The 23,293-nt window shown below is 67.4% G+C and carries 23 protein-coding genes and 1 other RNA gene; 16 read left to right on the top strand and 8 right to left on the bottom strand.

The genetic code is table 11. The annotated features are described in order from the left end of the window. Nucleotides 1-418: 418 nt before the first annotated feature. Complete coding sequence (locus tag QNJ67_16400; protein ID MDJ0610556.1) at nucleotides 419-862, top strand: hypothetical protein; 444 nt, start codon at nucleotides 419-421, stop codon at nucleotides 860-862. 152 nt (nucleotides 863-1,014) lie between these two features. Then, nucleotides 1,015-1,395 (top strand): hypothetical protein, encoded by a 381-nt coding sequence (locus QNJ67_16395; GenBank protein MDJ0610555.1) that lies wholly within the window; start codon nucleotides 1,015-1,017, stop codon nucleotides 1,393-1,395. Between the two features lie 238 nt (nucleotides 1,396-1,633). On the opposite strand, the gene QNJ67_16390 is transcribed toward QNJ67_16395, so the two are convergent. Next, on the bottom strand, nucleotides 1,634-2,305 hold the full coding sequence (locus tag QNJ67_16390; protein MDJ0610554.1) for a ChrR family anti-sigma-E factor: 672 nt from the start codon (nucleotides 2,303-2,305) through the stop codon (nucleotides 1,634-1,636). Beyond that, nucleotides 2,302-2,844, bottom strand: a complete 543-nt coding sequence (locus QNJ67_16385) for a sigma-70 family RNA polymerase sigma factor (protein MDJ0610553.1) — start codon at nucleotides 2,842-2,844, stop codon at nucleotides 2,302-2,304. Before QNJ67_16385 ends, QNJ67_16390 begins: the two co-directional genes overlap by 4 nt. Nucleotides 2,845-3,049: 205 nt before the next feature. Here QNJ67_16385 and QNJ67_16380 point away from each other — a divergent pair, with 205 nt between their 5' ends. From QNJ67_16380 to QNJ67_16360, 5 genes are read left to right on the top strand one after another with little or no spacing between them, the layout of a single operon-like run. Continuing rightward, on the top strand, nucleotides 3,050-4,405 hold the full coding sequence (locus tag QNJ67_16380; GenBank protein MDJ0610552.1) for an FAD-dependent oxidoreductase: 1,356 nt from the start codon (nucleotides 3,050-3,052) through the stop codon (nucleotides 4,403-4,405). Then, nucleotides 4,402-5,199 carry a DUF1365 domain-containing protein gene (locus QNJ67_16375; protein ID MDJ0610551.1) on the top strand — a complete coding sequence of 266 codons (798 nt, stop codon included), beginning with the start codon at nucleotides 4,402-4,404 and terminating at the stop codon, nucleotides 5,197-5,199. Before QNJ67_16380 ends, QNJ67_16375 begins: the two co-directional genes overlap by 4 nt. A 3-nt stretch (nucleotides 5,200-5,202) precedes the next feature. Continuing rightward, nucleotides 5,203-6,447 (top strand): cyclopropane-fatty-acyl-phospholipid synthase family protein, encoded by a 1,245-nt coding sequence (locus QNJ67_16370; protein MDJ0610550.1) that lies wholly within the window; start codon nucleotides 5,203-5,205, stop codon nucleotides 6,445-6,447. Continuing rightward, nucleotides 6,413-7,747 (top strand): MFS transporter, encoded by a 1,335-nt coding sequence (locus tag QNJ67_16365; GenBank protein MDJ0610549.1) that lies wholly within the window; start codon nucleotides 6,413-6,415, stop codon nucleotides 7,745-7,747. The genes QNJ67_16370 and QNJ67_16365 overlap by 35 nt, the downstream gene beginning before the upstream one ends. A gap of 50 nt (nucleotides 7,748-7,797) precedes the next feature. Further along, a complete protein-coding gene (locus QNJ67_16360; GenBank protein ID MDJ0610548.1) occupies nucleotides 7,798-8,292 on the top strand; it encodes a DUF3833 domain-containing protein in 495 nt (164 codons plus the stop codon). Here the strand turns inward: QNJ67_16360 and QNJ67_16355 are convergent. Genes QNJ67_16355 through QNJ67_16345 form a run of 3 tightly spaced genes read right to left on the bottom strand, consistent with a single transcriptional unit; the run spans nucleotide 8,252 to nucleotide 10,163 of the window. After that, the gene (locus tag QNJ67_16355) at nucleotides 8,252-8,695 is read right to left on the bottom strand and encodes a nuclear transport factor 2 family protein (GenBank protein ID MDJ0610547.1); all 444 of its coding nucleotides are present in this window, start codon (nucleotides 8,693-8,695) and stop codon (nucleotides 8,252-8,254) included. The two genes, QNJ67_16360 and QNJ67_16355, sit on opposite strands and share 41 nt — an antisense overlap. Next, nucleotides 8,692-9,450, bottom strand: coding sequence for an SDR family NAD(P)-dependent oxidoreductase (locus QNJ67_16350; protein ID MDJ0610546.1), 759 nt, complete (start codon nucleotides 9,448-9,450; stop codon nucleotides 8,692-8,694). The genes QNJ67_16355 and QNJ67_16350 overlap by 4 nt, the downstream gene beginning before the upstream one ends. Further along, nucleotides 9,447-10,163 (bottom strand): DUF6134 family protein, encoded by a 717-nt coding sequence (locus tag QNJ67_16345; GenBank protein MDJ0610545.1) that lies wholly within the window; start codon nucleotides 10,161-10,163, stop codon nucleotides 9,447-9,449. The genes QNJ67_16350 and QNJ67_16345 overlap by 4 nt, the downstream gene beginning before the upstream one ends. 144 nt (nucleotides 10,164-10,307) lie before the next feature. Here QNJ67_16345 and QNJ67_16340 point away from each other — a divergent pair, with 144 nt between their 5' ends. Then, entirely contained in the window at nucleotides 10,308-11,114 is an 807-nt protein-coding gene (locus QNJ67_16340) for an alpha/beta fold hydrolase (GenBank protein MDJ0610544.1), read from the top strand. Nucleotides 11,115-11,311: 197 nt separating this feature from the next. After that, the gene (locus QNJ67_16335; protein MDJ0610543.1) at nucleotides 11,312-11,980 is read left to right on the top strand and encodes a thermonuclease family protein; all 669 of its coding nucleotides are present in this window, start codon (nucleotides 11,312-11,314) and stop codon (nucleotides 11,978-11,980) included. 27 nt (nucleotides 11,981-12,007) lie between these two features. Here the strand turns inward: QNJ67_16335 and QNJ67_16330 are convergent, their stop codons facing one another. From QNJ67_16330 to QNJ67_16320, 3 genes are all read right to left on the bottom strand, one after another. Further along, complete coding sequence (locus QNJ67_16330) at nucleotides 12,008-12,292, bottom strand: hypothetical protein (protein ID MDJ0610542.1); 285 nt, start codon at nucleotides 12,290-12,292, stop codon at nucleotides 12,008-12,010. 156 nt (nucleotides 12,293-12,448) lie between these two features. Further along, complete coding sequence (locus QNJ67_16325) at nucleotides 12,449-13,000, bottom strand: winged helix DNA-binding protein (GenBank protein MDJ0610541.1); 552 nt, start codon at nucleotides 12,998-13,000, stop codon at nucleotides 12,449-12,451. A gap of 12 nt (nucleotides 13,001-13,012) precedes the next feature. Then, a complete protein-coding gene (locus QNJ67_16320; protein ID MDJ0610540.1) occupies nucleotides 13,013-16,681 on the bottom strand; it encodes a hydantoinase B/oxoprolinase family protein in 3,669 nt (1,222 codons plus the stop codon). Nucleotides 16,682-16,832: 151 nt separating this feature from the next. Between QNJ67_16320 and QNJ67_16315 the strand changes: the two genes are divergently transcribed. The 7 genes from QNJ67_16315 (at nucleotide 16,833) to rsmH (ending at nucleotide 23,292) form a co-directional block, all read left to right on the top strand. Beyond that, nucleotides 16,833-17,585 carry a DUF3750 domain-containing protein gene (locus QNJ67_16315; protein ID MDJ0610539.1) on the top strand — a complete coding sequence of 251 codons (753 nt, stop codon included), beginning with the start codon at nucleotides 16,833-16,835 and terminating at the stop codon, nucleotides 17,583-17,585. 97 nt (nucleotides 17,586-17,682) lie between these two features. After that, nucleotides 17,683-18,420 carry a TerB family tellurite resistance protein gene (locus QNJ67_16310; GenBank protein MDJ0610538.1) on the top strand — a complete coding sequence of 246 codons (738 nt, stop codon included), beginning with the start codon at nucleotides 17,683-17,685 and terminating at the stop codon, nucleotides 18,418-18,420. Between the two features lie 16 nt (nucleotides 18,421-18,436). Then, on the top strand, nucleotides 18,437-20,284 hold the full coding sequence (locus QNJ67_16305) for an ATP-binding cassette domain-containing protein (GenBank protein ID MDJ0610537.1): 1,848 nt from the start codon (nucleotides 18,437-18,439) through the stop codon (nucleotides 20,282-20,284). A 15-nt stretch (nucleotides 20,285-20,299) separates the two neighbouring features. Next, nucleotides 20,300-20,992, top strand: a complete 693-nt coding sequence (locus QNJ67_16300) for an N-acetylmuramoyl-L-alanine amidase (GenBank protein ID MDJ0610536.1) — start codon at nucleotides 20,300-20,302, stop codon at nucleotides 20,990-20,992. An 11-nt stretch (nucleotides 20,993-21,003) separates the two neighbouring features. Further along, nucleotides 21,004-21,384: RNase P RNA component class A (gene rnpB, locus QNJ67_16295), an RNA gene on the top strand. 418 nt (nucleotides 21,385-21,802) lie between these two features. Beyond that, nucleotides 21,803-22,267, top strand: coding sequence for a division/cell wall cluster transcriptional repressor MraZ (locus tag QNJ67_16290; protein ID MDJ0610535.1), 465 nt, complete (start codon nucleotides 21,803-21,805; stop codon nucleotides 22,265-22,267). Next, on the top strand, nucleotides 22,264-23,292 hold the full coding sequence (gene rsmH / locus QNJ67_16285; protein ID MDJ0610534.1) for a 16S rRNA (cytosine(1402)-N(4))-methyltransferase RsmH: 1,029 nt from the start codon (nucleotides 22,264-22,266) through the stop codon (nucleotides 23,290-23,292). Before QNJ67_16290 ends, rsmH begins: the two co-directional genes overlap by 4 nt. Nucleotide 23,293: the final 1 nt, after the last annotated feature.

The following is a 23,293-nucleotide window of genomic DNA, read 5'->3' as shown; positions in this document are numbered from 1 at the left end:
CGCTCGGGTTGGCCGAGCGGTCGGCCACCACTTCGGCCAGCGCGAGGATGGCGGCCTCTGCGTGGCGGCGCGCCAGCGGCCGGGGGTCGCCGGCTTTGCCGCCGGGGTCCGCGCCCGCTTTGGGGCGCGCGACGTCGCCGCCGGAGCGCCTGGCGCGCCGATTTTCAGTCATGGCCCTTGTTCGTCTTCCTGAGAGCGTCCCGGGCGAATCGCGCGAGCGGGCAAAGAAAAAAGGCCCCGCTTTCTGGCGAGGCCCGGACACACCGATCCACGGGAACAAATGGTGATCAAAACTCGGAATTCAACCCCGGTTTCGGCGGCCGCCCTCTCATCGACCCGGCCGCTCGCCTTGAGGTCCGCCTCCGCCTGTGTTTGCCTGATCCGGCGTGCCGGCATCGGCGCGCTGGAAGGGGGAGCGGTGACGGAAGCAGCCGAGCGACGGATCGAGGGCGCCTGCCACTGCGGGAACCTGCGTTTCGACCTCTCGCTTCCGGTCTCCGGGGCGAGGATTCCCGTACGCGCCTGCAGCTGCAGCTTCTGCCGCAAGCATGGCGGCGTCTATACCTCGCACCCCGAGGGGCGCTTGCGGGTCCAGGTCGCCGAGCCGGCCATGGTGACGCGCTACCGCTTCGGGACCGAGACCGCCGATTTCCACATCTGCCGGCGCTGCGGCGCGGTGCCCGTGGTGACCAGCGAGAGCGGCGGGAGGGTCTATGCGGTGGTCAACGTGAACTGCTTCGAGAACCTGACCGCCGACGACTTCGACCGTGCCGTGACCGACTTCGACGGGGAAACCACGGAGTCCCGCCTCGCGCGGCGGGAAAGGAACTGGATCGCCGATGTCGCCTTCGGCCCGTCGTGACCGGCCGGCGCCGATGCCCGCCTTTTGAGAGAAATTCGGCGCTTCTCCAGGGTTGCGAGGGGCCCGCGCCGCTCTCCTGCCTCGTTAATCGGCTCCTTACCCCCAGCTGGTTGAATCGCTCCCGCCCTCACCGGCTGAACGGAAAGCCAGGCATGGAACAGCAGAGCGAGTTGGACGGCCGCGCCGAGGCGGCGATCGACCGCGACGAGGCAGGCGCGCCGGAGGGCGAGGATCTCGCCGCCGAGGAACGGGCGAATCTCCGACAGTGGTCGGGCGAGCATCCGATCAACCTGCGGCTCTCGGTGCCCCTGCCGTTCTTCCGCTTCTACGTGACGATCGTTGCCGGCAAGGAGCGGCGTAGCGCGGCGCGGCGCGCGGAAGAACGGCGCAGGCACCCGATCCTCACCGCGGGCAACCTGTTTCTGATGACCTATGGCGGCGCCGTCCTGGCGATCGCCCTGGGCGGCATCGCCATGCTAGCGACGCTCATGGTGATACAGCAGTTGTTCGAGATCGAGATCTTCCTGCGCTAGAGCGAATCATGTTTTGACGGAAACGCTTCGCGGTTCCGGCAAAACATGTGAATCCGCTCGATATCAACTTGTTAGAGCAGATTCACCGGGTTTGGATGGATCGCCTCCGGCGATTCAATCAAAACCGGATCTGCTCTAGAGCCGAACCAGCCACCAACCTTCACGAAAAAGGGGCCAAGCTCAAAAGCTTGGCCCCGAATTACTTTCGGATAGCGGCGTATGCGGCTACCGCAGTCCGCTACATCCCAATGATCGGCTGAAGCAGCCGGGGCAGGAAACCCTTGAAGCGCAGCGGGCCTTCCGTCGCTATCAGGCAGATACAGGCCTCGTCCGTATCGGCGATCGGCTGGTGGCTGACGCTGCTGTCGACCTCGGCGATATCGCCGCGCTGAAACCGGCCGAGCTCGTCGCCGAACGAACCCTTGAGAATCAGGGTCAGTTCCGCGCCATCGTGCGTGTGCTGCGGGATCATCGTGCCCGGCGCGATGTTCAGCAGACAGAGAGTGCCCGAACGGTCGTCAAAGCCTTCGATCCTGAACTGCTTCACACCGTTACCCAGGTTCCGCCAGGGCAGATCGTCCAGATTGTCCGGCAGCAGGTCGCGCAGCGGCTGCGGCACCACTTTGGCGTCCTTGCGCCGGCGCGTCTCAGGGTTGGGCGCGCTCTCCTCCCCCACCGGTTCCTCGTCCAAGCGGGCCATGATCAGATCGAGACCGTCGCTCGAGACCTCCATGGGCTCCAGGTCATCCAAGAGCAAGCCACCGATCTCCTCGACCGTCTCCAGCCGCGACCGGCAGGACGGACAGAGGGTCAGGTGCGAGGCGACGACGACCGACAGGGCGCGGTCCAGGTTGCCCGCGGCGTAGGCCGCCAGGGTCTCGTCTGCAATGTGATGCCGAGGCTCGGTCATGCGTCCTCCAAAGCGTTCTTCAGTTTCCCCAGCGCCAAGCGAATTCGAGACTTCACTGTCCCGAGGGGGAGATCCAACTGGTCGGCGATATCCGCGTGCGACTTGTCGCCGAAGAAAGAGAGCTCGATTACCTTCGCCTGCTCTCGCGAAAGCGACCCGAGCGCCTGCCGCACCCGGTCGCGGTTCTGAATGCGGGTCACCGCGGTCTCGCCGTCTTCCGGCTCCGGCTGCACCAGAGCGGGGTCGTTCGGGTCGACCGTTGGCCGCATGTCCTTCCTGATGCGATCTACGCGGAGATTACGCGCGATCGTAAAAATCCACGTATTAGCGCGCGCTTTCCGCACATCGTAAAGGTGTGCCTTGCGCCACACCGACACCATCGCCTCCTGCATCACCTCTTCGGCGGTCTCCGCGTCCGAGCCGCATTTACAGAGGTAAGCTTTCAACCGTGGCGCGAAGTAGCTGAAAAGGCGGGCAAAAGCTTGCCGGTCGCGATCCCGCGCCACCAAGCAGAGATCGCCTTCCAGATCCAGCTCCATAGCGTGAGCGTTCATCCGTATTTTCTGACTAGTCTCAACCGTAGATTGCTGCAGCATAAGCCTTTCCCTGAGACGTAACGCGCTTGATACGGTCCGTCATCAGGGATAGATCACTGCGCTCGAGCGGATCGGCGGGGGGCTGATCCGATCTTGCGCGGCAGACGTAGGCTCAATCTAACGCATACTAGAAGGGCGGGACAGCGTTTTGGAAAAACAGCGGAAATTGCGCATCGCCGTGGTTGGTTCGGGCATCTCCGGGCTCTCCGCGGCTTGGTTGCTCTCGCGCAACCATACCGTCCATCTCTATGAAAAGGACGACCGGCTTGGCGGACACTCCAATACCGTGGATACGCCGGACGGGCCCGTCGATACCGGGTTTATCGTCTACAACGAGCACAGCTATCCAAACTTGACGCCGTTCTTCCGCCACCTCGACGTGGAAACGGCGGCTTCCGACATGTCCTTCGCCGTCTCTGTCGGCAACGGCCGGTTCGAGTATGCGGGCCGCGACCTGGCGGGAATGGTGGCCCAGAAGTCCAACTTGCTGCGGCTCGACTTCTGGCGCATGACCCAAGACCTGCTGCGCTTCTACCGGCAGGCGCCTCTGGACGTTCGCAAGCCGGGCGAAGAGGCGACCACCCTGGGCGATTACCTGGCGCGAAAGCGCTACAGCCGGGCCTTCATCGACTATCACCTTGTGCCCATGGGCGCGGCGATCTGGTCGACGCCGGCGAAGAAAATGCTGGACTACCCCCTTCTTAGCTTTGTCGAGTTCTGCGAGAACCACGGCCTGCTGAAGCTGGCCAACCGGCCTCAGTGGCGCACCGTTCGGGGCGGCAGCCGGAACTACGTGCAGCGGGTCGCCGGCCACCTGGGCGACGGGATTCGTCTGAACAGCGCCGTCCGCACGGTCAGGCGACAGCCCGGCGGGGTCGAGGTCGAGACCCACAACGGGCAGGTCAGCGCCTACGATCACGTCGTGCTGGCGAGCCACGCGGACCAGACCCTCAGCATGCTGGGGGACCCGACCGAAGATGAGCGGGACATTTTCTCCGCCTTCCACTACGCCCGGAACCGCGCCATCCTGCACACCGACAGGAGCCTGATGCCCAAGCGGCGAGCGGCCTGGTGCAGCTGGAACTACCTTGCCGAGGACAAGCCCGACGGCCGTCGGCTCTGCGTGAGCTACTGGATGAACAGCCTCCAGCCGCTGAACTGCGAGACCGACTACTTCGTGACGCTGAACCCCGCGCACGAGCCCAGCGACGGCTCGATCGTACGGAGCTTCCTCTACGATCACCCGGTCTACGACATGGCCGCCCGCGAGGCCCAGAGACAGCTTTGGACGATCCAAGGGAGAGACCGGATCTGGTACTGCGGCAGCTACTTCGGCTACGGCTTCCACGAGGACGGGATCCAGTCCGGCCTGGCGGTTGCCGAGGCCCTGGGCGGCGAACGGCGGCCCTGGGCGGTCCGGCCCGAGGACGACCGGATCGGCCTGCCGGCCGGTTGGCCGGCCCAGGTCAGGTTGCCCGAGTACGAGCGGGTCAGCGCCGCATGACCTCGATCCGGCACAGCGCGATCTACGCCGGCCGCGTGCTGCACCACCGCTTTCATCCGAAGACGCACCGCCTCGTATACCGGGTCTTCAGCCTTTTGATCGACCTCGACGAGCTCGAGGCGCTTGACCGCGCCATCCCGTTCTTTTCGTGGAACCGCTGGAACGTCCTGTCGTTCCACAACCGGGACCACGGTGACCGCGACGCCGGCGACGTGAAGGCCTACGCGCACCGCATCTGCCGCGAAGCCGGCACCACCACCGAGCTCGGGCGGGTCGAGCTGCTTTGCTACCCGCGGCTCTGGGGCTACGTATTCAATCCGCTCTCGGTCTACTACTGCTACGACACCGCCGGCCGCGTCGCGGCCATGATCTACGAGGTGCGCAATACCTTCGGCGAGAGCCACAGCTACGTGCTGCCCAACAGCCGCGAGGACGGCGTGCTGCGGCACGAGTGCCCCAAGAAGTTCTACGTCTCGCCCTTCATGTCCATGGACGCCGACTATCGTTTCCGGGTGCACCCTCCAGGCCCACGCATGAACCTCGCGATCCGGCAGTCCAGCGGCGGAAGGACCATGCTGAACGCGGCCTTCGTCGGCGAGCGCCGCGCACTAACGTCTTCCAATCTTGCCAGGGTGGTGGCACAAAACCCGTTGATGACCTTGAAGGTCATCGGGGGAATCCACTGGGAAGCCTTGAAAATGTGGGGGAAGGGCTTTTCGTACTACAGGCGCGGCTCTCCTCCGCGGCAACCCTTCACTGTTGTCGAGCCGGTCCTTCAGCACTTAGAGAAGTAATCCATGTCGATTAGCGAAGAACACAGCCTGCCCGACGGAGCAGTATCCGCATCGCCTGTCCTGACGTCCGGCTTGGGGATGGCCGGGCACACCGTTCTCAGCATCCTGCGCCGCGTCGTCGCAGGCAGCCTGCGAATCACCCTGCCGAACGGCACCGTCGCGGTGTTCGGCGAAGCGGGCGGCATCGATGCCGATATCCAGTTTTACAATCCCGACGTCTTCCGGCGGCTCCTGTTCGGCGCCGATCTGGCCTTCGCCGAGAGCTACATGGACGGCGACTGGTCGACCTCGGACATGACCGCCCTGCTGCGCCTCATGCAGCGCAACGAATCAACCATGGGCCACCACCGGATGATGTCAGCCTGGCTGCGCGCCTTCCTCCGGTTGCGCCACAAGCTGAACCGCAACAGCAAGCGCGGCAGCCGCCGCAACATTGCTCACCACTACGACCTCGGCAACGCGTTCTACCAGCTCTGGCTCGACCCGACCATGACCTATTCGGCGGCGCTCTTTGCCGGCGAAGAGGACGAGGAGCTCGAGACCGCGCAGAGCCGGAAGTACGAAACGATCGCCGAGATGGCCGGGCTCCGCGAGGGGATGGAGGTGCTCGAGGTCGGCTGCGGTTGGGGCGGCTTCGCGACCCACGCGGCGGCACGGCACGGCGCCCGGGTCACCGGGATCACGCTGTCCAGCGAGCAGCGAAGCTACGCGGTCGCTTCCATCGCGCAGAAGGGCCTGGCCGACAGCGTGGACATCCGTCTGGTCGACTACCGCGACGTCTCCGGACGCTTTGACGCGCTGGTCTCGATCGAGATGTTCGAGGCGGTCGGCGAGCGCTACTGGGACCGGTACTTCGCCACGGTGCGCAAGCGCCTGAAGCCGGGCGGCTGCGCGGTGATCCAGACCATCACCATTGCCGACGAGCGCTTCGCGGACTATCGCCGCAGCCCCGACTTCATTCAGAAGTACATTTTTCCGGGCGGGCTCCTGCCGAGCAAGGCCGAGTTCCGGCGTGTCAGCCGGGAGCACCGGCTGGACATCGAGGAAGAGCTCTTCTTCGGCCAGGACTACGCGAAGACCCTGATGCTCTGGCAGAAGAAGTTCCAATCGGCGTGGCCGCGTATCAGGCAGCAGGGCTACGACCCGCGGTTCAAACGCATGTGGGAGTACTACCTGTCTTACTGCGAGGCCGGCTTCAGCGAGTCGATTGTCGATGTCGGCCTATTCAAGATCCGCCGACCAGATTGAGTGGCGCCGCCTGGCGGCCTACGCGCTGCCGGGCTGCGCCCTGGCCATACCGCTGATTCCGGCGCAGGTTCTCCTGCCCAGCCACTACGCGCAGAATACGGCCACGGGACTGGCCGTCACCGGCCTTGTGCTGCTGGCCGCGCGGCTGCTGGACGTGGTCTCCGATCCGATCATCGGCTGGGTCACCGACCAGGTGATTCACGCCGGCAAAGGCTTCCGGCGGCTGTTGGCGGCGGGCGCCCTACTCTGCGGGATCAGCCTGTTCTTCTTGTTCACGCCGCCGGCAGAGGCCGACTGGCCCTACCTGCTCGTGTGGTCGGGGCTGCTGTTTCTCGGCTGGTCGGCAGTGCAGATCCCTTACACGGTCTGGGCGGCCCGCCTGACCATGCAGCCCCAGTCGCGGCTCTGGCTCAACGGCGGGCGCGAGGCCGCCGTGCTGGCGGGCCTGGTCGCGAGCTCGCTGTTCATCGCGCTCTGGCCGGCGGACAGCGATTCGCAGCGCCTGCGCGACCTCGCCTTGGCCACCGTCACCCTCGGCGGCCTGGCGATCGCGGTCCTGCTCGCTTTCGTGCCCCGTCCGGCCCTGACGGAGCCGGCCGCCGGCAGCGAGCAGGCCTTGTCCGGCATCCTGCGAAACAAGCCCGCGGTCCGGCTGATCGCTGCCTGGTTTCTCAACGGCATGGCCAACGCCCTGCCCGCCGTCTGCTTCGCGCTCTATGTCACCCTGGTGCTGGGCGGCGACGAGCAGCAGCGGGGCCTCTTTCTTCTGCTCTACTTCCTCTGCGCCGTGCTGGCGATTCCCTTCTGGATGCTGGCCGGCCGCCGCCTGGACAAGCACCGGCTGTGGTGCCTGGCCATGCTGGGCGCGGTCGCGGCCTTCGTCGTGGTGCCGTTCCTGGGCGAGGGGGCCTTCGTCGCCTTCGGCGTGATCTGCGTGATCACTGGGTTCGCGCTCGGCGCCGATCTCGCCATCCCTCCGGCGATACAGGCCGACGTGGCCGACTGGGATCGGCTGCGGTTCAGGCAGTCGAGAACAGGTCTACTCTTCTCGATCTGGAGCATGGCAACCAAGCTTGCCTTCGGCGCGGCGGCCGGGCTCGCCTTTCCGCTGCTCGCCGCCTTCGGCGTGTCGGACGACGCCAGCAGCATCACCGAGCAGGGCGGCATCGCCCTCGCCGTGATCTATGCCGGCGTCCCAGTCGTAATAAAACTCTCAGCAATAGCTCTCGTCTGGTCCTTTCCATTGACCAGCGGCCGCATGGTTCTCATTCGCAAACGCTTGTCGGCGACACCAACATGACACGAATTCTTGCGGTTCTCGTCTGTTTCTTTGTTTGGGGATGCGGCTCCATGAAGACCGAAGACTTTGCGGACAAGGGGCCGCCGCTCGACCTCTTCGAATACTTCGAGGGCCAGACCACGGCCTGGGGCTGGTTCGAGGACCGCTTCGGCGACGTCCGGCGCCAGTTTCGCGTTTCCATCGATGGAACCGTCTCCGAGGGCAAGCTGGTCCTCGACGAGGATTTCCTCTACGACGACGGCGAGAAGGATCGGCGGGTCTGGACCATCACCAGGACCGGCCCCAACAGCTATTCCGGCACCGCGGACGACGTGATCGGCGAGGCGGCCGGCACCGTGGCGGGCAACGCGCTCAACTGGACCTACCGGATGCTCCTGCCGATCGGCGATAGCGAGTGGGAAGTCACGTTCGACGACTGGATGTTTCTCCAGGAGGGCGGCGTCCTGCTGAACCGGGCCGTGGTCTCGAAGTGGGGCGTCGAGATCGGGCGCGTCTCAATCTTCTTTACGCAATCGAAAGCCGCCGTCCAACCCGCCGCACGATAGCGCCGAGAACGGGAAGGCGCGCGTAGAACCCTTCCGCCGCATCCCAATAGTCGACATGGTTGGCAATGCGCCCGTCCGGCGCGAAGCCGATGTGCGACAGGCCGCGGACCTCCCATTTGTTGAGAACCGGCACGCGGCCCGAGAAGCGCCACATGAGGACGACCGTGGCGTCGGCATCGCGCCGCCAGACACCCTCCACCTCGAAGCGCGGATCGGCGACGTCCTCCAGGGTCTTGACCAGGAGCTTCCGCAACGGCTCGACGCCGCGCAGGTCATTGAAGGGGTCCTTGAAGCGGATGTCCGGCGTCACCAAGGTCTCCAACCGGTCGAGATCCGCCTCCGCGAGGTTCTCGTAGAGTGCGATGTAGGCGTCGAGCATCGAGCCATCGGCGGGTGCGGTCATGACCGCTCCCCAGTGAGACGGCGCACCAGCGGGAAATAGAGCCCGTAGGGCAGCAGCCGCAGCAGCTTGAGCCAGATCACGAAGAGCCAGGGAAAAGCGATCTCGAAGCGGTCGGACGCCAGGCCCGCCACGATCTTCTCGGCGGCGCGCCGGGGCGTGATGATCAGCGGCATGGCGAACTCGTTCTTTTGGGTCATCGGGGTGTCCACGAAGCCCGGATTGACGACCTGGACGGTGATGCCACTGCCGGAGAGTTCGGCGCGCAGGCTCTCCGCCAGGTTGATCAGCGCGGCCTTGGTCGCGCCGTAGACGCCGGCCTGCGGCAGTCCGCGGTACCCGGCGACGGAGGCGACGATCGCGACCCGCCCGTGGCCCTGGCGTTCGAACAGCGGCAACAGAGCTTCCAGGGCGTAGACCACGCCCATCACGTTGACGTCGAGGTGCCGCTGCATTTCCGCGGCGCTCAGGTCGCGGGTCGGTCCGGGCGCATAGACCGCGGCGTTCAGGATCGCGATATCGATCTTACCGGCTTGCTCGACAATCTCCTCCTGGGCGCGCCCGACCGCGGCGCTGTCGCTCACATCCAGGGGGATGGCGGTGAAGCCGGCTTGCTCATCGGCTAGGGCCTGCAAAGGCTCGGCGCTGCGGGCGCTGCCGAAGACCCGCGCGCCCTGACCGAGCAACTGTGTCGCGACCTCGAGGCCGATGCCGCTGCTTGCGCCTGTGATCCAGACCGCCCTGCCCGCAAAGCTCACGAAGAGTTTTCCGGCCAGCAGACCTCGCACTGATAGACGATGGTGGAGCCGTCCTTGGCGCGGAACCGCATCCCGACCCAGCGCCCGGAGTCGTCGTACCAGACCTCTGTCTGGAGCTCGCCGTTGTAGCTGTAACGCGTGGCCTCGATCTCGCCGCCGTTGGCCCGCACCTTCTCCCGGCCGTGCGCGGTGATCTCGACGTCGTTGATTGATCCGGTCAGCGTGTTGAGCACCCGAGTCTGGGAAAGGACCGCCGCATTCCAGTGGTTGGTCGGAAAGATCAGGCCTTCGACCTTTCCTTGCGCGCCGTGGCCCTCAAAAACGAACTTGGCGCCGCGGCGCTCGCCGGCCAACTTCGATTGCTCGCCGTCGTCGTTGACCTTGACCAGCAGCCGCTCCAGCTGCGCCCCGCTCCAGACCTCCCGCGACTCGTAGAGGTAGGAGTAGATCTTGAGCGCGAGAAAGCGCAGCTCCAGCTCCATGCGCGCCGCCACTTCGATGCTGTCGCCGCGCTGTGAGAAGTTCATGATGTTGCGACCGACCACCTGGCCGTCGCGGAGCACGAGGTAGCGCGCCTCCTCGCCGTAGAGGGCCAGAGGATTGGGCGGCTGAAGGTTGGCGCTAAAGCCGCGGGTCGCCGGGAAGAGCGCAGCCGCGAGTGTCGCCAGGGCGACGGCCGTGATGCCCACGAGGCGAGTGTGATCGCTTGTCATATCCCAATATCCCACAGAATTGCGCTGAAAGCGTTACGCTGGCAAAGCGGCCATGGATCTTCATGGACGCGGTAAAGGCCATGTTAACCCTTAGGGCTCCGCCTGTCCCGCCCGACGGCGGCGCCCTGCCAGCGGAGGCAAGCGATGGCGGATCTGCCCTTTGGGCCCGGCGACGGGCTCTACTACGAGCACGCGGAGGCCGGCGAGGCCGGCAAAACTTTTGTCTTCGTCAACGCCCTGACCGGCGATACCGCCATGTGGCAGACGACGATCGCACCCGCGCTTCGGGCGGCCGGCCACGGCACGCTGTGCTACAACCTGCGCGGCCAGCAGAAATCGCCGCTCGCGCCGGGCACGGCGCTGACACCGGGTCTGATCGTCGAGGACCTGAACCGGCTCTTGGACCACCTCTCGCCGGCCCGGCCGGTTCTCGTCGGGCTGTCGATCGGCGGTCTCTTCGCGGCCCAGGCCGAGCTGGCAAAACCCCGTGCAGCGGGGCTGGTGCTGATCAACACCCTGCGCAAGTCCGGGGTCCGGCTCGACTGGATCAACCGCGCCATGGTGGAGATGGCAAGGCTCGGCGGCACCCGGCTGGTCATGGCAGCCAACCTGCCCATGATCGTCAATCCGGAGCAGCTGCCGGTCATGTGGGACAAGGCCTTCGGCGAGGGCGCCTTCCAGGCCATGGCCCCGGACGAGGCCCTGATGCGGCTGATCGTCTGCTCGACCGAGGCCAATTGGGACCTGCCTTACGAGGCGCTCGACCTGCCGGTGCTCCTGATGACCGGCACTCACGACCGGGTGTTCCGGGTCGAGGCCGACATCGCCGAGCTGGCCGGCCGTCTGCCGAACGCCCGGGAGGAATGCTTCGAGGACGCCGGCCACCTGATCCCGCTGGAGCGGCCCGAGGCGTTCACCAGACACCTGCTGGCCTTCGGCGAGGCACTCTGAACCGCCGGGGCGGGTCCACGCCACCCCGAGAGCGCCCCTCGCGCGGCCCGGCCGCGCCACGGGCTGAGCGGCTATGACCTCCAGGGCCGCTTTTTTCCCGGCAAAGACACGTCTTTGCCATGATTTTTTTTACTTCGTAGCTATAACATCGGCGCGGCGTTGCCGTATAAGAAGAGAGTCATCATTTGGATCTCCCAATGCGCCACTTTTTCTTGGTTCTCGGCGTCGCGGCGCTTGTGCTCATGCTCGGCCTGCAAAGAGGCGTCACGACGGAAGCGAAACCCGAGATTACCGTCATCGACGGGGACACGCTGCAGATCGACATGCAGATTTTCAATCTGGCCGGTATCGACGCGCCGGAACTGGGCCAGCGCTGCCTGCTCGAGAACAAGGAGTGGCGCTGCGGCCTCGACGCGGCCCTGGCTCTCCGCAAGCTGGTCGCCTTCGGCGAGGTGAGCTGCAAGACCGAGGAGGAAGGCCTGATGGTCTCGGGGCTCTGCCAGGCGGCCGGCAAGGACCTGAGCGCGGTCCTGCTGGAGCAGGGCTATGTGGTCGCCCTGCCCGACGCCTTCCCGACCTATCTGGCGGCCGAGGCCCGGGCCCGCGAGGCCAAGCTCGGACTCTGGCGGGGCGACTTCGTGCCGCCGGAGAAATGGCGCGCCGGCGAGCGTCTGCCCGGCGAAGTCACCGACACGACCTTCTGCGTGGTCAAGGCGGTGGTCACCGACGAAGGCCAGAAAATCTTCTATATCCCTTCCGACGAGAACTACGACCAGATCACCGTCGACCCGGATCGCGGCGAGCACGTGTTCTGCAGCGACGACGAGGCGATCCTACAGGGCTGGAACCGCTTCCCGCGGAACTGACCAGGAAATCTATCGAACTCTCGGCGATCAGCGGACCAGGCGGAACGCGACGATCGCGAAGCCGGCGTTCAGCCCCGCCACCAGGATGGTCAGCGGGACATCTCGGTACCAGGCATGCTCGATCCCGAGGCCGCTCGTGATGGCGAGGTTCGCCTCGGGCAGGGGAACCGCGAGATGGAACAGCAGGATGACGACGGTGAAAGCCGAGAGTTTGCGCACCAGCGAGAGAAAGCTGATGCCTTCGTCGTCCTCCTGGACGAACCCTTCGGCCCTGAGACCATCCTGTAGTGACTTGGCGCCCACTTGGGTCATCGGCGTTTGTTCCCGTGAAAAATATTCAACCGCTGCCCGAAACCTGTACAGTAAAATCTGCTCCGGACTAAATTCATATATTATAAAGCCAAATAAAAATCAACAACTAACAAATATTTTACCTTTTTATTTACTTTATATATTTACCTGACCCCGCTACAGCGACGCCGCCGCCCGCGCTGCCTGGTCGTAGAGCCCCGAGAGTGTGCGCAGCCATTCCGCTGCCTGGCCGATCTCCGGGTTCGCGGCCTCGGTCCAGTCGGTGCCGAGCGCGCTGAAGCTGCTCATCAGGCAGGCCTCGCGGATCTCCCGGTAGCGCGCGCAGGCTGCCTTGCCGGCCGGCGAGGCGGCATAGAAGATCTCCTTGCCGCGCCGCTCCCGTCCCACGAGGCCGAGACGGCTCAGCTTCTTCAGCGCGTAGGACACGGTGTGGCTGTCCTCGATGTTCAGCACGAAGCAGATGTCGGCCAGCTTCTTCTCCCGGTCCCGGTGGTTGACCGAGTGCAGCACCATGATATCGAGCGCGCCGAGCTCGTCGTGGCCCGCCGCGGCCATGCAGCGCACGGTCCAGCGGCTGAAGGCGTGGCTGGCGATGATGAGGCCGAACTCGAACTCGCTGAGCTCGGCCGAGGTGGCGGAGACGAGATGGGCCGAAGACACGATCGGCCGCTTCCCGGCGGCCTCTGATTGAGCCTTTTCCCGAGCCATGCCGCGCGCCTCCTAATCCGTGCCGCCCGATGCGCCGAAGCCGCCGCCGCCCGGCGTCTCGACCACGAAGACGTCGCCGGGGCCGACCTCGGTCCGGTCGGTGCCGCCCAGATCCTCGCGCCCGCCGTCGGCGCGCTCGACCCAGTTGCGGCCGAGCGCGCCGGGGGCGCCGCCGGCGCAGCCGAAGGGCGCGACCTTGCGGTGGCTGGACAGGATTGCCACGGTCATCGGCGCGAGGAAGCGCAGGCGGCGCCGCGCCCCGTCGCCGCCGCGGTGACGCCCCGCGCCGCCCGAGCCGGCGCGGATCCCGAAGCTCTCGAGCAGCACCGGGAAGCGCCACTCCAGGACCTCCGGGTCGGTCAGCCGCGAGTTGGTCATGTGGGTATGGACCGCGGCGGTGCCGTCGAAGTCGGGCCCGGCGCCGGAGCCGCCGCAGACCGTCTCGTAGTACTGGTAGCGCGCGTCGCCGAAGGTCAGGTTGTTCATCGTGCCCTGGGCCCCGGCCAGCACGCCGAGCGCACCGTAGAGCGCATCGGTCACGATCTGGCTGGTCTCCACGTTGCCCGCCACCACCGCGGCCGGGTAGCGGGGATTGAGCATGGAGCCCTCGGGAATCCGGATATCGAGCGGCTTGAGGCAGCCCTCGTTCATCGGGATGGCATCCTCGACCAGGGTGCGGAAGACGTAGAGCACGGCCGCCCGGCAGACCGCCGAGGGCGCGTTGAAGTTGCCCGGCTGCTGCGCCGAGGTGCCGGAGAAGTCGACCGCCGCCGCGCGCCTGGCCTTGTCGATGCGGATCGCCACCTGGACCTGGGAGCCGTCGTCCAGCGGATAGATGAAGCTGCCGTCCTTCAGCACGTCGAGCACCCGGCGAACCTGTTCCTCGGCGTTGTCCTGTACGTGCCCCATATAGGCGTGCACCACGTCGAGCCCGAAATGCCGGATCATCTGCCGCAGCTCCTGTACGCCTTTCTCGTTGGCCGCGATCTGGGCCTTGAGATCGGCCAGGTTCTGGGCCGGGTTGCGGGCCGGATAGCGCCCCGAGGCGAGCAGCGCGAGCAGCTCGGCCTCGCGGAAGCGGCCCTGCTCGACCAGGGTGAAGTTGTCGATCAGCACACCCTCCTCCTCGACCGTCCGGCTGTCCGGCGGCATGGAGCCCGGGGTGATCCCGCCGATATCGGCGTGGTGGCCGCGGCTCGCGACGAAGAACAGCAGGGTCCCTGAACTACCCGGCCCCTCCCCGAACACCGGCGTCACCACGGTGATGTCCGGCAGGTGGGTGCCGCCGTTGTAGGGGGCGTTCAGCACGTAGACGTCGCCCGGCGCCATGGTCTCGCCGCGCGCGCGGATCACCGCCCGGATGCTCTCGCTCATAGAGCCCAGATGCACCGGCATGTGGGGCGCATTGGCCACCAGTTCGCCCTCGGGCGTGAAGATGGCACAGGAGAAGTCCAGCCGCTCCTTGATGTTGACCGAGTAGGCGGTGTTCTCCAGGGTCGACCCCATCTGCTCGGCGATCGACATGAAGAGGTTGTTGAAGACCTCCAGCATGACCGGGTCGACCGAGGTGCCGACGGCCGCGGCGCGCTCCAGCGGGACGACCCGGTTCATGACGAAGTGATCGCGCGCGCTCAGGACGCCGCGCCAACCGGGCTCCACAACGGTCGTGCTGGTGGGCTCGACGATGATCGCCGGACCGTCGATCTCGTCACCTGGCAGCAGGTCTTCCCTCAGGTAGACCGGCGTGTCGCGCCACGCACCGCCGGCGTAGAGCCGGGTCGTCGCGGCGGGCGCCAGGGCCTCCAGGCGCGCGCGCGTCGCCAGCTCCCGGTCCGCCGGATGCTCGGTATGGCCGATCACCTCCGCGGCGATGGCCTCGACGATATGGCCCTTGCCGGCCATGACGAAGCCGTAGCGCTGGCGGTGCGCCGCCTCGAAGCGCGCGACGATCTCCTCGAGCGTGCCGAAGGCCACTTCCAGCGCGGTATCGCTGCCGGCGTAGCGCAGGTGCAGGCGCCTGACCGCGCTGATCGCCCGGTCCGCGATGCCCTGGCTACGCATCTCTTCCCGGCCCTCGGCCTCGAGCGCCGCGAGGCCCGCCTCCAGCTCCGGAATCAGCGCTTCCGAGAGGTCCTGCTCGACCGCTTTCTGGCCGAGCGCCCGCAGGTCGGCCAGGCCCATCCCGTAGGCCGAGAGCACGCCGGCGAAGGGGTGCAGGAAGATGCTGGTCATGCCCAGGGCGTCGGCGATGTCGCAGGCGTGCTGACCGCCGGCGCCGCCGAAGCAGGTCAGGGTGTACTCGGTGACGTCGTAGCCGCGCTGGGTCGAGATCTTCTTGATCGCATTGGCCATGTTCTCGACCGCGATGCGGCGGAACCCGGCCGCGACCTGCTCCGGCGCCGGCACGTCGCCGGTCGTAGCGCCGATCTCCGCCGCCAGCGCTTCGAAACCGCCAAGCACCGCCGCCTCGTCGAGCGGCGCGTCGGCGCCGGGCCCGAAGACCTTGGGGAAGAAGGCCGGGACGATCCGGCCGAGCATGAGGTTCGCGTCGGTGACGGTGAGCGGTCCGCCGCGCCGATAGCAGGCGGGGCCCGGGTTCGCCCCGGCCGAGTCCGGCCCGACCCGGTAGCGGGCGCCGTCGAAATGCAGGATCGAGCCGCCGCCGGCGGCCACCGTATGGATCTGCATCATGGGCGCGCGCATGCGTACGCCTGCAACAAGCGTCTCGAAGGCCCGTTCGTACGTGCCGTTGTAGTGCGCTACGTCGGTCGAGGTACCCCCCATGTCGAAGGTTATGATCTTCTCGAAGCCGCCCATGGCCGAGGTGCGGACCGCACCGACGATGCCGCCGGCCGGGCCCGAAAGGATCGAATCCTTGCCCTGGAACAGCGCCGCGTCGGTCAGGCCGCCGTTCGACCGCATGAACATGAGCCGGGCGCCGCCGAGGGCCGCCGCCACCCGGTCCACGTAGCGGCTGAGAATCGGCGAGAGATAGGCGTCGACCACGGTCGTGTCGCCGCGCGAGACCAGCTTCATCAGGGGACTGACCTCGTGGCTGACAGAGACCTGGGTGAACCCCACCTCGCGCGCGATCTCCGCCAGGCGGGTCTCGTGGGCGGTGTAGCGGTAGCCGTGCATCAGAACGATCGCCAGGGAGCGGATGCCCCGGTCGTGGGCGGCCGTCAGTGCGGCGCGGGCCGCCGCCGGATCGAGGCCGACCAGAACCTCGCCCTGCGCGCTCACGCGCTCGTCGATCTCGACCACCTCCTCGTAGAGCAGCTCGGGCAGAACGATCCGCCGGGCGAAGAGGTCCGGCCGGTTCTGGTAGGCGATCCGGAGTGCGTCCTTGAAGCCCTTGGTGACCGCCAGAAGGGTCCGCTCGCCCTTGCGCTCGAGCAGGGCGTTGGTGGCGACCGTGGTGCCCATCTTGACCGCCTCGATCCGCTCGGGCGGGATCGCCGCGCCAGCTTCCGCCGCTCCGTCGCGGCCGAGCAGGTCGCGAATGCCCTGCAACGCCGCGTCGTCGTACTGCTCGGGGTTCTCGGAGAGCAGCTTATGGGTGACCAGCGTGCCGTCGGGGCGGCGGGCAACCACGTCGGTGAAGGTGCCGCCGCGGTCGATCCAGAACTGCCACCGTCCCTGCCGCTCCTGAGGTCCCTCGCCTGCTTCGCGCCGCGCCATGGTTCCAATCTCTATATTTGCAAAATGTCGATAATTTATCGATAATATATCAGATTGCATCTGGCAAGGCATTTGCCACAATCCCGTCACGAGAACGTGCTCGGGTCGTGCGTCCCTGGGGTGCTACTGTAGGGTTTGGGAAATGAAGCCGATGACCGTTGCAAAGCTCGCGATCCTGGGCCTCCTGCTGCTGCTCGCCGGACCGGCGCTGGCGGCGCTGGCCGGCATGGCGAACTTGGACGCCGACTGGCGCACGGCCAGCCGGCAGCCGACCGGCATAGCGCCCGATCCGGCCAACACGCCCGAGGCGATCGTGCAGGTCTACGGCGCCCGCGCGTTCAACTGGCGGGGCGCCTTCGCCGTGCACACCTGGATCGCCGTGAAGCCGAAAGGCGCCGAGGTCTTCGACGTCCACCAGGTGATGGGCTGGAACTACTGGCACGGCGGCCGCGCCCTGGTGGCCCGGCGCGACCGGCATCCCGACCGCCTCTGGTATGGCTCGGCGCCGGAGATCTACCTGGATCGCCGGGGCCCCGAGGCCGAGGCGCTGATCGACGAGATCGAGGCCGCCATCGACCGCTATCCCTATGCCGAGTACTACAAGACCTGGCCGGGGCCGAACTCGAACACCTTCGTCGCCTATGTCGGCCGCGAGGTTCCGGCGCTGCGCCTTGAGCTGCCGCCGACGGCGGTCGGCAAGGACTTCCTGGGCCAGACGACCTTCGCCGCCGCGAGCCCGAGTGGAACCGGCTTCCAGGTGTCGCTGTTCGGTCTGTTCGGCATCCTGGCGGCCGTGGAGGAGGGCCTGGAGATCACGGTCTTCGGACTGACCTTCGGCGTCGACCCGCTCGATCTCGCGATCAAGATGCCCGGGATCGGCCGCCTTGCCATCGGCGAGGGATAGCCGCATCCTTGACCGCCACCCTCTTTCTTGACGGAAGCGCGCGGGCGGGCGCGGCGGAGGCCGGGTCCGCGGGTCTCGCGCCGGGAGCTCCGGTTCGATGAGCGTATGGGGCAAAATCCTCGGCGGTGCGGCCGGCTTCGCGATCGGCGGGCCGCTGGGCGCCCTGCTCGGCGGCCTGGCCGGCCACGCCGTCGACAAGATGCGGCAGAGCACCGAGGACGGCGCCGAGGCGGCCGACGCGACCAAGAACGTCGCCTTCACCATCGGCGTGATCGTGCTGGGCGCCAAGATGGCCAAGGCCGACGGCGTGGTCACCCGCGACGAGATCGGCGCCTTCAAGGAAGTGTTCCGGATCCCGCCCCGCGAGATGAAGAACGTCGGCCGCCTGTTCGACCAGGCGCGTCGGGATTCGCGCGGCTTCGAGCCCTATGCCCGCCAGCTCGGCCGGATGTTCAGGCAGAACCCGGCGGTGCTTGAAGAGCTGCTCGAAGGCCTGTTCCACATCGCCAAGGCCGACGGCCAGGTGACCGAGGCGGAGCTCGAGTACCTGGCCAGCGTGGCCAAGATCTTCGGGCTCGATCCCGAGCGCTGGGAGCGGGTCAAGGCCGCCAACGTCGCGGCCGGCGACGCCGACCCCTACGGCGTGCTCGGCGTCCGGCGCGACGTCAGCGACGACGACCTCAAGGGCGCCTACCGCCGGCTGGTCCGGGAGAACCATCCGGACAAGCTGGTCGCCCAGGGCATGCCCCAGGAGTTCGTCGATCTGGCCAACGAGAAGCTGGCCCAGATCAACGCCGCCTACGACACGGTGCGCAAACATCGCGGCCTGGATTAGGAGTCGCGCCGGCTCCATGGCCTCCGCCCCGCCCCTCGTCGCGCTCAGAGACGCGACGCTCTCGTTCGGCGAAAGGCCGCTCTTCACGGGACTCGATTTCGGCATCGCGCGCGGCGAGAAATCCTGCCTGGTCGGCCGCAACGGCTCGGGCAAGTCGACCCTGCTCAAGGCGCTGGCCGGACAGGTGGCGCTGGACCAGGGGACCCGCTTCGTTCAGCCCGCGACCCGCATCGCCTATCTGCCCCAGGACCCGCGGTTCGATGGCGACACGACGGTGGCCGACTACGTGACCGGGGGCCTGGCGCCGGACCAGGACACCGAGTGCGGCGGCCACCGGGTGCGGGCCGTTCTGAAACGCCTGGACATCGAGGGGGCGCGACGGCTCGGCCGGCTCTCCGGCGGCGAGGGACGCCGCGCCGCCCTGGCCAGGGCGCTGGTGTCGGAGCCGGACGTCCTTCTGCTCGACGAACCGACCAACCACCTCGACTTGCCGACCATCGAGTGGCTCGAGGGCGAGCTCGCGCGCTTCGCCGGCGCCCTGCTCCTGGTTAGCCACGACCGGGCCTTCATGACCCGGGTCTGCCGGCGCACCCACTGGCTCGACCGGGGACGCCTGCGCAGCCTGGACAAGGATTACAGCCACTTCGAGGACTGGGCGGCCGCGGTGCTCCAGTCCGAGGCCGAAGAACGGCACCGGCTCGAGCGCAGGATCGTGCGCGAGGCAGGTTGGCTGGCGCGCGGCGTGACCGGCCGGCGCAAGCGCAACCAGGGACGTCTCGCCCGGCTCGCCGCGCTGCGACGGTCCCGGGCGGAGTGGCTCGCCGCGCCGGGCCGGGCCCGGCTGGCCGCGGCCGAGGGCGGCAAGAGCGGCGATCTGGTGATCGAGGCCGAGGGTCTGACCAAGAGCTTTCCGCCGGAGAGCCCCGGCGCGCCCGCGCGGCCGATCATGGCCGGCTTCTCGACCCGGATTCGCCGGGGCGACCGAATCGGCATCATCGGTCCCAACGGCGCCGGCAAGACGACGCTGGTCCGCCTCCTGACCGGCGAGCTGGCGCCCGACTCCGGCCGGCTCCGGCTCGGCACCCGGCTCCAGGCGCTCTACTTCGACCAGCGCCGGGAGAGCCTCGACCTGGAGGCGTCGCTCTGGCAGAACCTCGTGCCCGGCGGCGGCGACAGCGTCATGGTCGGCGACCGGCAGCGCCACGTGGTGGCCTACCTGCGGGACTTTCTGTTCGAGGAGAGCCAGGCTCGCCAGCCGGTCAAGTCGCTCTCCGGCGGCGAGCGCAACCGCCTGCTGCTGGCGCGGCTCTTCGCCAGGCCGAGCAACCTCCTGATCCTGGACGAGCCGACCAACGACCTCGACATGGACACGCTCGACCTGCTGCTCGACGTGCTCGACGACTACGCGGGCACGCTGCTGCTGGTCAGCCACGACCGCGACTTCCTCGACCGGCTGGTCACGGGCCTGATCGTGCTCGAGGGCGACGGCAAGGTCGTGGAGCAGGTCGGCGGCTACAGCGACTACCTCGACGCCCGCCGCGGCGCCACCGCCGAGCGCAGGCCGCCCGATGCGACGGGCCCGACCGGGCCGGCGCGGCAGAAGACGGCATCGCGCAAATTGGGATACCGCGAGCAGCGCGAGCTCGACGGCTTGCCGGCGAAGATCGACGACCTCACGGAACGAACCCGGGCCCTCGAGGCGAAGCTCGCCGATCCCGATCTCTACAGCGCGCGGCCCGAGGACTATCAGGCCGCCGCGGCTGAGCTGGCCGGCCTGCGCGACACGCTCGAAGCGGCCGAGGCGCGCTGGATCGAGCTGGAAGAAAAGCGCGAGGCGCTCGGCGGCGTCGAGCGCGCCTCCTGACCGGAACGGACCGCCATGATCCTGCGCTCCTCGCCCAATCACGACGCGCGGCCCGAGGGCCAGGCCGTCGACATCCTGCTGATCCACTACACCGGCATGACCAGCGCCGAGGCCGCGATCGACCGTCTCTGCGACCCCGAGGCGAAGGTGAGCGCGCACTACTGCATCGACGAGGACGGCAGCCTCTACCGGCTGGTGCCGGAGGAGCGGCGGGCCTGGCACGCCGGCGTCGCGCGCTGGGCCGGACGCGACGACATCAACGCCCGCTCGATCGGCATCGAGCTGGTCAATCCGGGGCACGAGTTCGGCTACCGTCCCTTTCCCGAGGCCCAGATGAGGGCGCTGATCGCGCTGGCAGCGGACATCGTCAAGCGCCACCCGATCCCGCCCGCCCGGGTTCTCGGGCACTCCGACGTCGCGCCGCTGCGCAAGCAGGACCCGGGAGAGCTGTTCGACTGGGCCCGCCTGGCCCGTGCCGGCATCGGCCTCTGGCCCGATCCTGCGTCGCCCGCCGCGGCGCCGGGCAAGATGCCGCAGGACCTCGAACGCTACGGCTACGGCTACCTCGACGAGGATCCGGCCGCCGTGATCCGGGCCTTTCAGCGCCACTTCCGGCCCGAGGCCGTGACCGGCTCCATGGACCGGGAGAGCCGCCGGCGGCTAGCCGCCCTGCTGCGTCTGGTTGACGGCCCCGGCGGCGCGGCCTAGATGAAGAAGGGTCAGACGGCCGGATGGCCGCTCCCGGTGCCTCGGCGCCGGGGGAGGAAAGTCCGGGCTCCATGGAAACGCGGTGCCGGGTAACACCCGGCGGGGGCGACCCCAGGGAAAGTGCCGCAGAAAGCAAACCGCCCGCCGAAGCCTTGGCGAAGGCGGGTAAGGGTGAAAGGGTGCGGTAAGAGCGCACCGCGTTGCCGGCAACGGGAACGGCACGGTAAACCCCACCAGGAGCAAGACCAAGTAGGGGCGGCAGGCTTCGGCCAGCGGGTTTCCACGCCGCCGCCCGGGTAGGTCGCGCGAGGCGTCCGGCAACGGGCGTCCCAGATGAATGGCCATCCCCCCTTCAAGGGGGACAGAACCCGGCTTACAGGCCGTCTGACGCTCAGCCCGCACTTTGCCCGCAGACGGCGTCCGGCCCGATCCCATGATTTCCCATGACTCCGCCGCTTTGGACCGGAGCCGAGCAGCCTCTGCCGTCTTGTCTTGGCCCCGTTTCATTTTGAGAACAAAATAAGAACAAAGTCGCCGTATGCACTCGAACCTTCCTTCATCCAGTATCTCAAGAACTGAAAACCACGAGATCTGGTGAAGACCTCAAACCCAATAAAAGAAGGCCCTTAACCTCTTTTTAACCCTAAGAGTTTTACTTGCCGCACCATTGACACCCATGATTTCCCATGTTATCCCAAACTCACCCATGAGAGATCCAAAAGATCCCAAGATGGGGGGAGAGCGGCAAAGCGGGGAAATCAGCGAACGGCATGGTCGTGACTGCAGGCGGCCGAGCCCCGGGAGACGAAAGTGGCGGTGTTCTTTGGCACCTTCGAGAACAAGGTCGACCGCAAGGGTCGGGTCTCCGTGCCTGCGCCTTTTCGTCAAGCGATCGCCCGCTCGTCCTACGCGGGGATCATCGTCCGTCCCTCCTACCGCCACACGGTCATCGAAGGCTCCGATCTCGAGTTCCTCGAGGCGCTCAATGACAGCGCCATGGAGAACGACCTCCACTCCGAGGATCAGCAGGATCTCGGCCTGACCATCTTCGCCGACTCCTTCCAGCTTCCGTTCGACCCCGAGGGGCGGGTGATCCTGCCGGCCGACATGATCGACTACGCCGGACTTACCGATCGCGCCTGCTTCGTCGGCATGGGCCCTTCGTTCCAGATCTGGCAGCCGGAAGACCTGCAGCAACACAAGGAGGCCGCCAGGGACCGGGCACGGAGCCAGGGCCTCACCCTGTCGCTGCGGCAGAGGAGTAAGGAACAGTGAACGCGTCAGGCGGGACCACGCGCGAGGCTTCGGCCGAGGCGCACCGGCCGGTCATGGTCCGGGAGGTCTTGCGCGCGCTGGAGCCGCGCGACGGCGCGATCTACCTCGACGGCACCTTCGGCGCCGGCGGCACGACGCAGGCGCTGCTGGCGGCGGCCGACTGCCGGGTCTGGGCGATCGATCGGGACCCGGAGGCCGTGCGCCGCGGCGAGACCCTGGCGCCGCGGTTTCAGAACCGACTCACGGTGATCGAGGGCCGCTTCGGCGATATGGACGCGCTGGTCATGGCGCGCGACCTCGAAACGGTCGACGGGATCACCCTGGACCTTGGGGTCTCGTCGCCGCAGCTCGACCGGCCCGAGCGCGGGTTCTCGTTCCGCGAGGAAGGCCCCCTCGACATGCGCATGTCCGGCCCGGACAGCGACGACGGCCCGACGGCGGCCGAGGTGGTCAACACCTACCCCGAGGCAGAGATCGCCGACATCCTGTGGCGCTTCGGCGAGGAGCGGCGCTCCCGTGCGATCGCCCGGGCGATCGTCGCCCGGCGCAAGGACGCGCCCTTCGCCACCACCACCCAGCTGGCCGACCTGGTGCGCGCCATCCTGCGGCGGGTGCCCGGCGGCACCGACCCGGCGACCCGGACTTTCCAGGCCCTGAGAATCTTCGTGAACGACGAGCTCGGCGAGCTCGACCGCGGCCTCCAGGCCGCCGAGACGCTGCTCTGTCCGGGCGGCCGCCTCGCGGTGATCGCCTTCCATTCGCTGGAGGACCGCAAGGTCAAGGACTTCCTGCGGGCGCGCAGCGCGCGCGGCGGCGGCGGCTCACGCCACCGACCGGCCGCGCCCGACGACGCCGCGCCGGCGGCGAGCTTCAGCCTGCTCTTCAAGGGCGCGCTCAAGCCCCAGGAGGACGAGATCCGGATCAACCCGCGCGCCCGCTCGGCGCGCCTGCGCGCGGCGGTCCGAACCGACGCGCCGGCCTGGCCCCACGGCCCGCAGTCCAATCAGCGAGGGAGGCGGCGTTGAA

This window comes from Kiloniellales bacterium, assembly GCA_030064845.1.
GTDB lineage: Bacteria > Pseudomonadota > Alphaproteobacteria > Kiloniellales > JAKSDN01 > JASJEC01.
Note: the sequence above shows the minus strand (reverse complement) of the source record. Positions and strands in the feature narration are given on the sequence as shown.